We start from the raw sequence: 14,342 nt of genomic DNA on the forward strand, positions 1-14,342 counted from the left end.
TGAGAGGCACCTCCTTGCACCGTAACTTCGCCAAACTGCCCGGCGCCGCGTGGCTCGGCGTCAACTTCTGGTCCCGTACCGGCGGGCCGCTCATGTGGCGTTCGTACGACCCGCGCGTCGTACGCGAGGAGCTCGACGTGCTTCGCGAGCACGGGCTGAACACCACGCGGTCCTTCTACTACTGGCCCGACTTCATGCCCGAGCCCGACCGGATCGACGAGACGCTCGCCGGGCACTACGCGGACTTCCTGGAGGCGCACGCCGAGCGGGACATGAAGACCATCCCGACCTTCATCGTCGGGCACATGTCGGGGGCGAACTGGGACCCGGCGTGGCGGGAGGGCCGCGACCTGTACGCGGACGTGTGGATGGTGGACCGGCAGGCGTGGTTCGCCGAGGAGATGACCCGGCGCTACACCGGGCACCCGGCGGTCGCCGGGTGGCTGATCACCAACGAGATGCCGATCTACGGGGGAAAGGCGCCGACCGAGCAGGTCACGGCGTGGGCCCGGCTGATGGTCTCGGCCGTACGCGCCGGCGGGGCGAAGGAACCGGTCTCGATCGGCGACGGCGCCTGGGGCGTCGAGGTGACCGGGGAGGACAACGGGTTCTCCGTACGCGACCTGGCCGCGATCACCGACTTCGTCGGCCCGCACGTCTATCGCATGGAGGACGACCTGGTCCGCCAGCACTACAACACGGCGTTCATCTGCGAGCTCGCCGGGACGTACGGCCGCCCGGTGGTGCTGGAGGAGTTCGGCTGCTCCTCTGACTTCGTCTCCGACGCCAACGCGGCCCACTACTACCGGCAGGTGCTCCACAACAGCCTGCTCGGCGGCGCGACCGGCTGGCTCGGCTGGAACAACACCGACTTCGACCTCATCGACCAGCCGCCGTACAGCCACCACCCGTTCGAGCTGCACTTCGGCCTGACCCGCGTCGACGGCACGCCCAAGCCCGCGCTGGAGGAGATGCGCCGCTTCGGGCGCACCCTCGCCGAGATCGACCTGGCCGCCTGCGAGCGCGCCGAGACCGACGTGGCCCTCGTCGTGCCGTCCGTGCTCGACGCCGGGTTCCCGTTCACGGTCGGCGGCGACCGTACGTACGCGTTCGGCACGCTGCGGCAGGCGTACGTCTCCGCGCGGGTGGCGGACCTGGCGGTCGGGCTCACCCGCGAGACCGGCGGCATCGCGCCGGACGCCCGCCTGTACCTCGTCCCGTCGGCCAAGCAGCTCACCGGCCCGGGCTGGCGACGGCTGGAGGAACTGGCCGAGGGCGGCGCCACGGTGTACGTCTCGTACTCCGCGGGCCCGCACGGCTGGCAGCGCGGTCCCTGGTACTCCCACATGAACGCCATGTTCGGCGTCGAGCACCGGCTGACGTACGGGCTGGCGGACCCGATCGAGGACGAGCTGGTCCAGCTCACCTTCACGACGGACTTCGGCTCACTGCGCTCGGGGACCACGCTGACTGTACGCGCCGCCGGCACCGCGCACAGCCGCTCCTACCTGCCCGTCGAGCCCACGACGGCGGAGGTCGTCGCGACCGACGGGCACGGGCGGCCCGCGGTGCTGCGCCGCAGGCACGGCGACGGCTGGATCGTCCTGTGCACCTATCCGCTGGAGCACATGGCCGCGGTCACCCCGCGCGTCAACCCCGAGCCGACCCACCGGCTGTACGACGCGCTCGCCGAGATCGCCGGGGTACGCCGGCCGGTGACCGTCGCGGACCCGCGGGTCTCCGCGGACGTCCTCGTGCGCGCCGACGGCACGAGGTTCGCCGTTCTCGTCAGCCAGGCCGACGTCGAGGTCAAGGTCACCCCTCAGGCAACACCCGCGCAAGAGGAGGTCGCGCTCGAGCCGTATGGTGTGCTCGTGCTGGAGCTTCGACCTTGACAGACCTACGTGAACCGCCCCCCACCGGAGCGGCCCCCGCCGGGGTGAGCGTGCTCGCCGTGGACGTCGGCGGCACCAAGCTGGCGGCCGCGCCGGTCCATCCGGACGGCCGCCTCGGCGAGCTCGTGACGCGGCCGACGCCGGACGGCGACGCCGAGACGGTGTGGTCCGCCCTCGCCGCCGTGGTCACCGAGGCGATCGGCGACGGCGCCGTGTCCGGCGCGGGCATCGGCTCGGCCGGCCCGCTCGACGCGGTCGCCGGCACCGTGAGCCCGGTGAACATCCCCGCCTGGCGCGGCTTCCCGCTGCGCGACCGGCTCGCCGCGCTGCTGGCCGGCCGCCCGGTCGTCCTGGTGAACGACGCGGTGGCCGGCGCGGTCGGGGAGTACCACCACGGCGCGGGCCGCGGCGTCCGCGCCATGCTCGGCATGGTCGTCTCGACCGGCGTCGGCGGCGGCCTGATCCTCGACGGGCGGGTGTACGCCGGGAACACCGGAAACGCCGGGCATATCGGGCACACCATCGTCGACATCGACGGCGACCCCTGCCCGTGCGGCGCGCACGGCTGCGTCGAGACGATCACCTCCGGGCCCGCGATGGTCCGCTGGGCGCTCCGTAACGGCTGGAGCGGCGCTGCGCCCACCGGAGTGGCGCTCGCCGCCTCGGCCCGCGACGGCGACGCGGTCGCCCTGGCCGCCTTCGAGCGGTCCGCGCGGGCCCTGGCCGCCGGCATCGCCTCCGCCGCCGCGCTCTGCGACCTCGACCGCGTGGTGATCGGCGGCGGAGTGGCACGCGCCTGGGACCTGCTCGAACCCCCGCTGACCGCCTCGATGGGCGCGTACGCCGGGCTCGCCTTCGTACGCCGGGTGGAGATCGTCCGGTCCGAGCTCGACGGGCAGGCCGGCCTGCTCGGCGTCGCCGCCCTGGTCCACGACCCCGAAATGGCCTGACATGCAGCTTCTCGACAATCCCATCCAGGAGTACGCCTGGGGTTCGCACACCGTGCTCGCCGGCTTCCTCGGCCGGCCCGTCCCCACCGAGGCGCCACAGGCGGAGCTGTGGATCGGCGCGCATCCCGCCGCGCCGTCGAGGCTGCCGTCCGGGCAGGCCCTGGGCGCGCTCATCGACGCCGACCCGGAGGCGGCTCTCGGGCCCGCGTCGATCGCGGCCTTCGGCCCCCGGCTGCCGTTCCTGCTCAAGGTCCTCGCGGTGGCCGAGCCGCTGTCGCTGCAGGTCCACCCGGACCGCGAGCAGGCCGAACGCGGCTTCGCCGCCGAGCGGAGACCGGCCGGCGACCCCGCCCGCAACTACAAGGACTCCTGGCCCAAGCCCGAGATCCTCTGCGCGCTGACCGACTTCCACGCGCTGTGCGGCCTGCGCGACCCGGCGGAGAGCGCCGAGCTGCTCGGCCGGATCCCGGCACTGGCCCCGGTGACCGCCCTGCTCGCCGCCGGCGACCTGCGCGCCGCGTTCGAGGCCCTGCTGACCTGGCCGAACCCGAAGGACGTCGTGGCCGAGGCCGGCGCCGTCGCGCCCGAGCCGTACGCCTCGCTGGCGGCGCGTTACCCCGGCGACATGGGGGTGATCGTGGCGATGCTGCTGAACGAGGTGCGCCTGCGGCCCGGCCAGGCGCTGTACGTCCCGCCGCGCCGCCCGCACGCCTACCTCAGCGGCACCGGGGTCGAGCTGATGGCCGGCTCGGACAACGTCCTGCGCGCCGGGCTGACGCCCAAGCATGTCGACGTGCCCGAACTCCTGTCCGTCGCGTCGTTCGAGCCCAGCCCGCCCGGTGTGGTCGAGCCGGAGGGGCGTACTGGTCCTGTGCGCGGCGAGGACGTCTACGCCACGCCCGCGCCGGAGTTCCGCCTGTCACGCCTGGACGCCGCCCGGGCGCCCGTCCTGCCCGCGGCCGGTCCGCAGCTGCTGCTGTGCGCCGAGGGGAGCGTACGGCTGCGGCGCGACGGGCGGGAGACCGAGCTGAGCAGGGGAGACGCCGTGTTCGCCGGCCACCGTGGCGGCCCGGTCGAGGTGACCGGGTCCGGCACGGTGTTCCGCGCGAGCCTTCCGGTCAGGGAGTGAGCCGCTTCGCCAGCCAGGCGAGCGCGAGCGGATAGCGGTACTCGATGCCGGCGTGGCCCGCCTCGAACAGCTCGAAGGAGATCACGTCCTCGGCGACCCCCGCGGCCTCGGCCGCGCGCCGGAACGCGACCGCGCCGAAGTCGAGGTACCACTCGTCCTTGGTGCCGGCGTCGATCCAGATCGCCTTCATCGAGCGCAGCGCCTCGCCGTAGGCCGGCTCGGCCGCCATGCGCACGGGGTCGCGGGCGAGCCAGCGCGACCAGATGTCGGGGATGACCTCGCCCGTGTCGTCGAAGGGCAGCCGTACGGTGCCGTCCTCCTCGGCGGAGTAGCACGCGGCGTAGCCGTACAGCTCGATGAGCTTGAGGTCGGTGCTCTTGGTGCCGGGGATCCGGCTGCGGAAGTCGGCGAGGAACCTGTCCACCGACCCGTCGTAGGAGTCGCGCAGCATCCGCGCGGCGTCCGGGAAGTCGCCGCGGTAGCAGACGTCGAAGAGGGCGTCGCCCGCGTGTGTGGCCAGCGCGCCGAACAGGTCCGGCCGGAGCATCGGCGTGACCATCGCGCCGTAGCCGCCGCTGGACTTGCCACTGATCGCCCGGTGGTCGCGGTCGGGCAGCGTACGGTAGTGCGCGTCCACCCACGGCACGACCTCGTCGCACAGGTAGGAGTGGTAGCGCCCGGTGCCCGGCGAGTCGAGGAACTGGCTGCCGCCCACCGAGGTCCAGGCGTCGACGTACACCACGATCACCGGCGGGGCGTCGCCGCGCGCGAAGACCTCGTCGGCCAGCTCGGGGAACGGCCGCCGCCACGGCGTCCGGTTGTGCCACATGCCGAGGTGGCCGGTGAAGCCCTGGATCACATAGACCGTGGGGTAGCGGCGGTCCGGCTCGTCGTCGTAGCCCGGCGGGACGTAGACCTCCAGCGGCCGCTCGTGCGGGTCGCCGAGCGGGTTGCCGCGCAGCAGCTCGCTGGTGAGCACGTGCTCGTCGACGCGTCCGGCGAGGTCGGCGGACCAGGGCAGCATGTGATCTCCTTCGGTCGGGTACGGCCCGACCGTATCCGGAGAGGCGTGAGCGGTCGCGGGAGACCTCTCCCGCGACCGCTCGTCACAGCGTCGTCAATGCTCGTTCTCGGTGCCGAAAACGCGTACTTCGACACAGTCAGCGCCCTGGGAGCTTCGGCTGCTCGTACGCCAGCCGCTGTCCGTGAGTTCGGGTTCGCCACTCATCTCCTGCGCTCCTCTCGTGATGGAAACGGTCATCCCCTGGGATATGGGGACGTTTTCTTGAACTCATCCGCCACGAGGGCGATGAAGTCGGTCGACTCGTCGGGTGGCAGCGCCGCGGCTCGCAGGTGATCGAACCAGGTCGTGTGCCGGCGGACGTCCTTGTCCTTCTCGAGGAAGATGTTCCCCGCGGGCGAGTCGACGTAGACGACGTCGAGATCGGTCGGGTCGGGGAAGCCGATGATGGTGAACGCTCCGCCGAGCCCCGGATGGGCGCCGCGGGTGAAGGGCAGCACCTGGATCGTGACACTCGGCAGCTCGTCCACCTCGAGGAGCCGGGCGAGCTGGGCCCGCATCACCGCGTGCCCGCCGATCGGGCGCCGCAGCACGGCCTCGTCGAGGACGGCCCACATCTCCAGCGTGCCCGCGTCGGCGAGCATGGCCTGGCGCCGCCGCCGCAGGGAGATCATGCGGTCGATGTTGGCCGCGCTCTCCGTCGGCTGGCCGACCTTGATCAGTGCGCGGCTGTACTCCTCGGTCTGCAGCAGGCCGGGGACGAGATGAGTCTGGAACGTACGGATCGAGGCGGCCGACGCCTCGAGGCCGACGTAGGTGTCCAGGCCCGCGGAGAGCACGGATTCGTACTCCGTCCACCAGCCGCGCTGCTGGGCGTCTTTGGCCAGGGTGAGCAGCTGTTCGCGCTGGGTCGCGTCGCCGACCTGGTAGAGGTCGAGCATGTCGCGGACGTCGCGGATGCGGGCGACGGACTTGCCGGTCTCGATGCGGCTGACGCGCGACATCGAGCACTCGAGGTGCTTGGCGACATCCTCGATCATGAGGGACGAGGCCTCACGCAGCCGGCGGAGTTCCATGCCCAGGCGGCGACGGCGGACCGTGGGACTTTGAGAATCGGACATCGTGCACCTCCAGGGCGACCGGCCTGGACGGAGAGAGGGGGACGAAGAGGGAACGGTGGACGGAAGCGGCCGGCGGCAGCGGAGGGCGCCGGATTGCTCGCCCCGAGATGCTGTCCGATGCTAAAGAGTATGCGGGCTTGGGTACAGACGGTCGGAGTTTTTGTCCGATACTACTTGCGTGCCTCATTTGAGCAGGTCATCCTGAAAATTGAGGTCACTCACGGTTGTCGGTTGAGTACCTCTTGCCACGACATGGCACTTTACCTGTTCAATGCTATGCGGCTCACCCTTTTGTGTCGTACTGGCAACCCCGAAAGGGCTGTTTGATGGCGGATGACGCCGATTCGTACGCGGTGTCACGACGACATCACCTAGCGACGCTGTCGTACGAAGCCGGCCTGCGTGGCCTGGAGAGTCGGCTCGTCGGCCCCGCCGGTGACATACTCCGGGTCGCCCGTCCGTCGGGCGGCCGCGACACGATGGTCCTCGCCGTCCCCGCCTCGGACGGGGGTTGGTCGTACCTGTGGGGTGGAGGCGGCAGCGCCGCCACCGCCGATCCGTCACGCGCCGCAGAGCTGATCGCCGCCTTTCTCGGTCACTGACGAATTCGCGGCACTACCCGCTCCCCCCTTCCCAAAACACCGCGTGCGAACGTATGTTCGATGTCGCCCGCCTTCCCCCGGGCCTGTGACCTCGGCGATGGTGTTCGGAAGGCGGGCGGCCCACGTGGGCGAAACGATGGTGTTCGGGTGAGCCGGGCGTACGGCGACCAGGTCCAGGTGTGGCTGGTGGACGGCCGTCCGTCACGGTTCGTGTGGGAGGGCCGGCTCTACACGGTGCTGCGCGTACTCGACCACTGGGTCACCACCCGCGACTGGTGGCGCGACCGCAACCCGGAGGCCGAGGAGGCCACGGCCCGGGAGTTCTGGCAGGTGGAGGCGACCCCCGACAAGGCGATCGGCGTTTACGAACTCCGCTACGACGGGGCGAGCGAGGCCTGGATGCTGTCGCGCGCCTGGAACTGAACCCAACCACCCGACGTACCGGCGTCGTCCACCTGCTGATCTCCGGGGTCGGTCTCGACGAGGCGGAGATCGCGACGACGACCAGGGAGGAGGCCGTCTCCAGGCTGCGGGTGTACTGGATCGACGGTCTCCGAACCCCTCCTCAGGCTCGTACGAAGTCGCGGATCGAGCGGAGGGTCGGTTCGTCCTTCACGCCGGCGATGAGCAGCGTGGTCACCGGGGAGTCGCGCCACAGGGTCAGGCGTTCCCTGATGCGGCCGAGCGGGCCCAGCAGCGAGATCGCGTCCGCCAGGGCGTCCGGGACCGCCTTGATCGCCTCCTCGCGCCGGCCCTCCAGGAACAGGTCCTGGACCCGCTCCGCCTCCTCCGCGTACCCCAGCCGCCCGATCAGATCCAGGTGGAAGTTGCGGTCCCGTGCTCCCATGCCGCCGATGTAGAACGCCAGCGGGATCTTGGCGACCTCCAGCGCGGCGGCGAGGTCGTCGGTGACGATCGTCGTGACCGTCGCCGCGATGTCGAAGCCGGCCGGCCGGCCCGCCAGCGACTCCCCGAAGACCGGCTCGATCAGCGAGGGGTCCACGAACAGCGGCAGCCAGCCCTGGGCGATCTCGGCGGACAGGGCGACGTTCTTCGGGCCCTCGGCGCCGAGGTAGATCGGGATGTCGGGCCGTACGGGATGGGCGATCGACTTGAGCGGCTTGCCGAGCCCGGTGACACCGTCCTCCGGGCCGTACTTCCGCAGCGGCAGCGGATAGTGCGGGCCCTCGCTGGTCACCGGCTCGGCCCGCCGCCAGACGTCGCGCAGGATGCCGACGTACTCCCGGGTGCGCGCCAGCGGCCGGGCGAACGGCACGCCGTACCAGCCCTCCACCACCTGCGGGCCGGACGCGCCGAGCCCGAGGGTGAGGCGCCCGCCGGACAGGGCGTCGAGGGTCAACGCGTGCATCGCGGTGGCGGCCGGGGTGCGCGCCGAGATCTGGGTGACGGCCGTGCCGAGCCCGATCCGCGACGTGCGCGCGCCGTACCAGGTCAGCGTCGTGAAGGCGTCGGAGCCGTACGCCTCGGCGGTGAAGACGTAGTCATAGCCGAGCCGTTCGGCGGCGAGGACCGTCTCGGTGTCGTCCTCGGGATCGCGCTGCCAGTAGCCGAGGTTGATGCCGAGCCTCATGTGCGCCTCCCGTGAATTAGAACGCGTTCTATTCAAGCAGAACCCGACAGACCGCACCTGTCGAGCACGGATCGGCCGTATGTCATGCTGTGCTCTGGCGTAATGCGGAGGAACCCGGTGAGACTCCGGGGCTGTCGCGCAACTGTGACCGGGAAGCCCATCCTCAGTGACGGCCACGGCGTGAGCCGGAAGGCCGAGGACGGGTGTCGATCCGGGAGCCAGGAGACTCCGGCCGCCGATGACAGGCCACCTACGGGCGCGCACACCCGAGGAAAGGACGATCGCCGGGTGAACACCTACCCGTTCTCCGCCGTCGCGGGTCTTGAGGACCTGAAGCTCGCTCTGCTGATCAACGCGGTCTCGCCATCGGTCGGCGGCGTGCTGGTGCGGGGGGAGAAGGGCACCGCCAAGTCGACCGTCGTACGGGCGCTCGCCGCGCTGCTGCCCGGCGTCGCCGTGATCGGGGCCTGCCGGTTCTCCTGCGACCCCGGCGCGCCCGACCCCGAATGCCCGGACGGCCCGCACGACACGGCCGAGACCGAGGTCCGCCCGGCCCGGCTCGTCGAGCTTCCCGTCGGCGCGTCCGAGGACCGCCTCGTCGGCTCCCTCGACATCGAGCGGGCGCTCACCGAGGGCGTACGCGCCTACCAGCCGGGCCTGCTCGCCGCCGCCCACCGCGGCCTGCTCTACGTGGACGAGGTCAACCTCCTGCACGACCACCTCGTCGACCTCCTGCTCGACGCCGCCGCGATGGGCCAGTCCTACGTCGAGCGCGAGGGCGTCTCGATCCGGCACGCCTCGCGGTTCCTGCTGGTCGGCACGATGAACCCCGAGGAGGGCGAGCTACGCCCGCAGCTCCTCGACCGCTTCGGGCTGACCGCCGAGGTCGCGGCCACGCGTGACCCGGACGAACGCGCCCAGGTCGTACGCCGCCGGCTCGCCTACGAGGCCGACCCCGCGCGGTTCGCGGCCGAATGGGCCCGCGCCGACGCCGAGCTGGCCTGGCACATCGGCCAGGCGCGCGACCGCCTGGCCGGCGTCGTGCTGTCCGACGGCGCGCTGCGGCAGATCACCGCGGTGTGCGCCGAGTTCGAGGTCGACGGGCTGCGGGCCGACCTGGTGATGGCCCGCGCCGCCATCGCGCTGGCCGCCTGGTACGACCGCGGCGCCGTCACACCCGCGGACGTACGCCTCGCCGCGCGCCTGGCACTGCCGCACCGGCGCCGCCGCGATCCCTTCGACGCCCCCGGCCTCGACGAGGACAAGCTCGACGACATCCTGGAGCGCACGGGCGACTACGACACCGAAGAGGACACCCCGCCCGGCGGCGAGCAGCCCGTGCCCGCCCCCCGCCCGCCCGACGACGCGGAGGAGACCGTCGAGGACCCGGACCTCGACCCGGAGCCGGACGGACCCGGCCCGGGCGCAGGACCCGAAGGCGAGCAGTCCTCGGGCGAGGGCGCCCTGGTCGACATCGGCCAGGCGCTGTCCGGCGGCGGCGAGAGCGCGGGCGAGGCGAAACCCTCACCGGCCGACGCCGCCTACCGCCCCCGGCTCTTCGTCGTCCCGGGCATCGGCGAGGGCGCCCCGGGCCGCCGGTCACGCTCGCGCACCCCGTACGGCCGCACCACCGGCGCCCGCGCGGGCTCCCGCACCGTGCACCTCACCGGCACCCTGTTCGCCGCCGCCCCGCACCAGCGGGCGCGCGGCCGCAGCGGACCCGGGCTGGTCATCCACGCCGACGACATCCGCGAGCCGGTACGCGAGGGCCGTGAGGGCAACCTCGTCCTGTTCGTGGTCGACGCGAGCGGCTCGATGGCGGCGCGGCAGCGCATGCGCGCGGTCAAGGGCGCCGTCCTCAGCCTGCTGCTCGACGCCTACCAGAGGCGCGACAAGGTCGGCCTGATCACCTTCCGCGGCACCTCGGCCGAGACGGCGCTGCCGCCGACCTCCTCGGTCGAGGCCGGCGCGCGCCGTTTGGAGGACCTGCCGACCGGCGGCCGTACGCCGCTCGCCGCCGGCCTGCTGCGGGCCGCCGGCGTCCTGCGCGCCGAGCACCTCCGCGACCCCGCACGCCGTCCGCTCGTGGTCGTCGTGACCGACGGCCGGGCGACGCACGGCTCGGTCGACGACGCGCTGCGCGCCGCCGGGCTGCTGCGCGACGCCGCCTCTGTCGTGGTCGACTGCGAGAGCGGCCCGGTGCGCCTCGGCCTCGCCGTGCGGCTCGCCGAGCACCTCGGCGCCGAGACGGTGCGTCTGGAGGACCTGCCGGCCGACGGGCTCGCCGGCGTCGTACGGGATCGGAGGGTGGCCTGATGCCCCAGGGCAAGCCGGACAGCGTGCCGGACGACGGCCTGACCACGCGGCAGCGGCGCAACCGCCCGCTCGTGATCGTCCACACCGGCACGGGCAAGGGCAAGTCGACCGCCGCCTTCGGGCTGGCGCTGCGCGGCTGGAACCAGGGCTGGCCGATCGGGGTCTTCCAGTTCGTCAAGTCGGCCAAGTGGCGCATCGGCGAGGAACGCGCGCTGCGCGTCCTCGGCGACTCCGGCGAGGGCGGCCGGGTCGACTGGCACAAGATGGGCGAGGGCTGGTCGTGGATCCAGCGGCCCGGTAGCGAGGAGGACCACGCGGCGGACGCCCGCGAGGGCTGGGAGCAGATCAAGCGCGATCTCGCCGCCGAGACCTACACCCTGTACGTCCTGGACGAGTTCACCTACCCGATGAAGTGGGGCTGGGTGGACGTCGACGACGTCGTGGAGACTCTCACCGCGCGGCCGGGCCACCAGCACGTGATCGTCACCGGCCGCGACGCCGACCCGCGCCTCGTCGGGATCGCCGACCTGGTCACCGAGATGGACAAGGTCAAGCACCCGATGGACGCCGGTCAGAAGGGGCAGAAGGGCATCGAGTGGTGACCCCGCGGCTCGTGATCGCCGCGCCCGCGTCGGGCAGCGGCAAGACGACCGTCGCCACCGGGCTGATCGCGGCGCTGACCGCGCAGGGCCTCGACGTCTCCCCGCACAAGGTCGGCCCCGACTACATCGACCCCGGCTACCACGCGCTCGCGGCCGGGCGGCCGGGCCGCAACCTCGACCCGTGGCTGACCTCGGAGGAGCTCGTCGCGCCGCTGTTCCTGCACGGCGCGCGCGACGCCGACCTCGCCGTCGTCGAGGGCGTCATGGGCCTGTACGACGGCGCCGCGGGCGCCGGCGAGTTCGCCTCGACCGCGCACGTCGCCAAGCTGCTCGCCGCGCCGGTCGTGCTCGTCGTGGACGCGGCCTCGGCGGGCCGGTCCGTGGCCGCGCTCGTGCACGGTTTCGTCACCTACGACCCTGGCGTGCGGATCGGCGGCGTCATCCTCAACCGCGTCGGCTCCGACCGGCACGAGGAGATCTGCCGCGCGGCGATCGAGGAGACCGGCCTGCCGGTCCTCGGCGTGCTGCGCCGTACCGGCGACGCCGCGACGCCCTCGCGCCACCTGGGCCTGATCCCGGCCGCGGAGCGGCGCCCCGAGGCCCTCGCGACCGTCGACCGTCTCGGCGCGCTCGTCGCCGGCTCCTGCGACCTGCGGGCCCTCGTCGCCCTGGCGCACACGGCCGGCCCTCTCACGGCGGAGCCGTGGGACCCGGCCGCCGCCGTCACCGCCCCGGAGGGCGGGCCGCGGATCGCGGTCGCCGGCGGCGCGGCCTTCACCTTCGGCTACGCCGAGAACGAGGAGCTCCTGGCCGCGGCCGGGGCCGAGGTCGTACGGTTCGACCCGCTCCGCGACACCACGCTGCCACCCGGCACCGGCGGCGTCGTGATCGGCGGGGGGTTCCCCGAGACGTACGCCGCCGAGCTGTCGGCCAACGAGCCGCTGCGGCGGGCCGTCGCGGCCTTCGAGGGGCCGATCTACGCCGAGTGCGCCGGCCTGTTGTATCTTTCCCGCCGGCTCGACGACGCCCCGATGTGCGGCGTCCTGGACGCGGAGGCGCGGATGACCGGCAGGCTCACGCTGGGCTACCGCGAGGCGGTCGCGGTACGCGACTCACCGGTGGCGCGCGCGGGCGAGCGGGTCCGCGGGCACGAGTTCCACCGTACGGTCGTGGCGCGCGGGACCGGCGCCGAACCGGCCTGGCAGTGGTCCGCCGAGGGACCGGACGGATTCACCTCGGCGAATTGCCTTGCCTCCTACCTCCATCTCCACTGGGCTGGGATGCCTCAGATGGCAACGCGTTTCGTGGGGGCGGCCGCATGACTTTCGACGAGGGTGTTCTGCTGGAGACCGAGCGGCTGCTGCTGCGGCCCTTCGAGGAGGGCGACGCCGAAGACGTCTACCTCTCCAGCCAGGACCCGGAGATCCGCCGCTGGATGCCGTGGGCGTCGGCGCAGACCAGGCAGACCGCCATCGACTGGTGCACGGCCCACGCGCACCCGGACCCGGCGCGGGCGATGAACTTCGCCATCGTCGCCGGTGACCGGTTCGCCGGGTCGATCGGCATCGGCCGTACGGACTGGACGGACGGCCGCGCCGAGGTGGGTTACTGGATCTCGCCGTGGGCGCGCCGCAAGCGGTACGCCGTGGAGGCGACGCGCGGGCTCGCCGCGTACGCCTTCGAGAAGGGGATGCACCGGGTCGAGCTGCTCACGGCGGTCACCAATTTCGCCTCCCAGGGGGTCGCCGAGAAGGCCGGGTTCACCCGGGAGAGCGTCCTGCGCGAGGCGATGCTCATCAGCACCGGGCGCGTCGACGCCGTCCTGTTCAGCCTCCTGTCGAGCGATCTGTGATGGGCGGTCTCGAGCCCGTCACGTTGCGCACCGAGCGGCTGACGCTCCGGCCGCCCGTGCCCGCCGACGCCGACGACGCCTTCGCGGCCGTGGACCAGGTGGTCCAGCGGTGGATGCCCTGGGCGGTCGGGTACACCCGCGACAAGGCGCGGCAGTGGTGCACCGAGGAGGCGTACCGCGACCCGCTCCGCGAGGCCAACTTCACCATCGTGCCGGACCGTACCGGCCGGTTCGGGGGCGTGATCGGCATCAGCAGGGCCGACTGGGAGAGCGGCGTGGCCGAGACCGGCTACTGGCTGGGCCCCGCCGACCGGCGCCACGGTTACGCCACCGAGGCCGTACGCGAGGTGGCCCGCCACGCCTTCGGGCTCGGCCTCCACCGCCTCGAACTGCTCGCCGCCACCGGCAACCTCGCCTCACAGCGGGTCGCCGAGCGGGCCGGCTTCACCCGCGAGGGCGTCCTCCGGAGCGCGCGGTACCTCCCCGGCGGCGTCCGCGCCGACATGGTGATCTTCAGCCTGCTGCGGGGGGAGCTGTGAGGCTCGTCGGCGTCGGGGTCGGCCCGGGCGACCCCGAGCTGGTCACCGTCAAGGCGGTCCGCGTGCTGCGCGAGGCCGACCTCGTCCTCGTCCCGGTCATGGCGCCCGGCGAGCAGGGCCGCGCCGAGGCCGTCGTACGCGCCCACGTCGACGCGGCCGAACGCGTCGTCTTCGCGCTGAACGACCGCGGCGGCGTCACCGAGCGCCGCGCGAACGCCTGGTCGGCCGCCGCGGACCGCGTCGCACGCGCCTTCGAGGAGGGCGCGGCCACGGTCGCCTTCGCCACCATCGGCGACCCGAACCTCTACTCCACCTTCACCTACCTCGCCCAGGCCGTACGCGGCCGGACGCCGGGCGTCGCGGTCGAGACCGTGCCGGGCGTCACCGCCATGCAGGACCTGGCCGCGCGGTCCGGGACCGTCCTCGCCGAGGGCACCGAGTCACTGTCGCTGCTGCCGCTCACCGGCGGCACCGCCGGCCTGCGCGCCGCGCTGGCGAGCGGCGACACGGTCGTCGCCTACAAGTTCGGCCAGGTCGCCGGCGAGGTGCTGGCCGCGGTCGCCGAGGCCGGCCGGCTGGACGAGGCGGTGTACGGCGCGCGGCTCGGCCTGCCCGGCGAGGACGTCCGGCGGGCCGCCGAGATCGCCGGGCCGGTGCCGTACCTGTCGACCCTGATCGTGCCCGGCCGCCGTACGGGCCTGGGCGGGAAACTGTGAGCGAGGGA

Annotated in this window: 14 protein-coding genes and 1 riboswitch; of the genes, 11 read left to right on the forward strand and 3 right to left on the reverse strand. The window is 73.0% G+C overall.

Annotated elements, in window-relative coordinates; genetic code table 11:
• Positions 1–14 precede the first annotated feature (14 nt).
• Genes QWU11_RS32960 through manA form a run of 3 tightly spaced genes read left to right on the forward strand, consistent with a single transcriptional unit; the run spans position 15 to position 3,974 of the window.
• Positions 15–1,895, forward strand: coding sequence for a cellulase family glycosylhydrolase (locus QWU11_RS32960; RefSeq protein ID WP_290118394.1), 1,881 nt, complete (start codon positions 15–17; stop codon positions 1,893–1,895).
• Positions 1,892–2,845, forward strand: a complete 954-nt coding sequence (locus QWU11_RS32965; protein ID WP_290118395.1) for an ROK family protein — start codon at positions 1,892–1,894, stop codon at positions 2,843–2,845. Before QWU11_RS32960 ends, QWU11_RS32965 begins: the two co-directional genes overlap by 4 nt.
• 1 nt (position 2,846) lies before the next feature.
• Positions 2,847–3,974, forward strand: coding sequence for a mannose-6-phosphate isomerase, class I (manA, locus tag QWU11_RS32970; RefSeq protein ID WP_290118396.1), 1,128 nt, complete (start codon positions 2,847–2,849; stop codon positions 3,972–3,974).
• Here manA and QWU11_RS32975 read toward each other — a convergent pair.
• Positions 3,964–4,998: an alpha/beta hydrolase-fold protein gene (locus QWU11_RS32975; RefSeq protein ID WP_290118397.1), complete on the reverse strand. Its 1,035-nt coding sequence runs from the start codon at positions 4,996–4,998 to the stop codon at positions 3,964–3,966. The genes manA and QWU11_RS32975 overlap by 11 nt on opposite strands.
• A 233-nt stretch (positions 4,999–5,231) precedes the next feature.
• The gene (locus QWU11_RS32980) at positions 5,232–6,116 is read right to left on the reverse strand and encodes a helix-turn-helix transcriptional regulator (protein ID WP_290118398.1); all 885 of its coding nucleotides are present in this window, start codon (positions 6,114–6,116) and stop codon (positions 5,232–5,234) included.
• A gap of 353 nt (positions 6,117–6,469) precedes the next feature.
• Here QWU11_RS32980 and QWU11_RS32985 point away from each other — a divergent pair, with 353 nt between their 5' ends.
• Both QWU11_RS32985 and QWU11_RS32990 read left to right on the forward strand, forming a co-directional pair.
• Complete coding sequence (locus QWU11_RS32985) at positions 6,470–6,718, forward strand: hypothetical protein (RefSeq protein ID WP_290118399.1); 249 nt, start codon at positions 6,470–6,472, stop codon at positions 6,716–6,718.
• 147 nt (positions 6,719–6,865) lie between these two features.
• A complete protein-coding gene (locus QWU11_RS32990; protein WP_290118400.1) occupies positions 6,866–7,141 on the forward strand; it encodes a DUF6504 family protein in 276 nt (91 codons plus the stop codon).
• Between the two features lie 142 nt (positions 7,142–7,283).
• Here the strand turns inward: QWU11_RS32990 and QWU11_RS32995 are convergent, their stop codons facing one another.
• Complete coding sequence (locus QWU11_RS32995) at positions 7,284–8,309, reverse strand: LLM class F420-dependent oxidoreductase (RefSeq protein WP_290118401.1); 1,026 nt, start codon at positions 8,307–8,309, stop codon at positions 7,284–7,286.
• A 58-nt stretch (positions 8,310–8,367) separates the two neighbouring features.
• Positions 8,368–8,561, forward strand: a riboswitch (cobalamin riboswitch).
• A 36-nt stretch (positions 8,562–8,597) separates the two neighbouring features.
• On the opposite strand from QWU11_RS32995, the gene QWU11_RS33000 reads away from it, so the two are divergent.
• Genes QWU11_RS33000 through cobI form a run of 6 tightly spaced genes read left to right on the forward strand, consistent with a single transcriptional unit; the run spans position 8,598 to position 14,334 of the window.
• Entirely contained in the window at positions 8,598–10,625 is a 2,028-nt protein-coding gene (locus QWU11_RS33000) for a magnesium chelatase subunit D family protein (RefSeq protein WP_290118402.1), read from the forward strand.
• Complete coding sequence (gene cobO / locus QWU11_RS33005) at positions 10,625–11,227, forward strand: cob(I)yrinic acid a,c-diamide adenosyltransferase (RefSeq protein WP_290118403.1); 603 nt, start codon at positions 10,625–10,627, stop codon at positions 11,225–11,227. Before QWU11_RS33000 ends, cobO begins: the two co-directional genes overlap by 1 nt.
• A complete protein-coding gene (locus QWU11_RS33010) occupies positions 11,224–12,549 on the forward strand; it encodes a cobyrinate a,c-diamide synthase (RefSeq protein ID WP_290118404.1) in 1,326 nt (441 codons plus the stop codon). Before cobO ends, QWU11_RS33010 begins: the two co-directional genes overlap by 4 nt.
• Positions 12,546–13,079, forward strand: a complete 534-nt coding sequence (locus QWU11_RS33015; RefSeq protein WP_290118405.1) for a GNAT family N-acetyltransferase — start codon at positions 12,546–12,548, stop codon at positions 13,077–13,079. The genes QWU11_RS33010 and QWU11_RS33015 overlap by 4 nt, the downstream gene beginning before the upstream one ends.
• Positions 13,079–13,618: a GNAT family protein gene (locus QWU11_RS33020; protein WP_290118406.1), complete on the forward strand. Its 540-nt coding sequence runs from the start codon at positions 13,079–13,081 to the stop codon at positions 13,616–13,618. Before QWU11_RS33015 ends, QWU11_RS33020 begins: the two co-directional genes overlap by 1 nt.
• Complete coding sequence (gene cobI, locus QWU11_RS33025; protein WP_290118407.1) at positions 13,615–14,334, forward strand: precorrin-2 C(20)-methyltransferase; 720 nt, start codon at positions 13,615–13,617, stop codon at positions 14,332–14,334. Before QWU11_RS33020 ends, cobI begins: the two co-directional genes overlap by 4 nt.
• The last annotated feature ends 8 nt before the right edge of the window (positions 14,335–14,342 follow it).

The sequence above is a fragment of the Actinomadura sp. DC4 genome, assembly GCF_030406325.1.
In the GTDB taxonomy this organism is placed as follows: domain Bacteria; phylum Actinomycetota; class Actinomycetes; order Streptosporangiales; family Streptosporangiaceae; genus Actinoallomurus.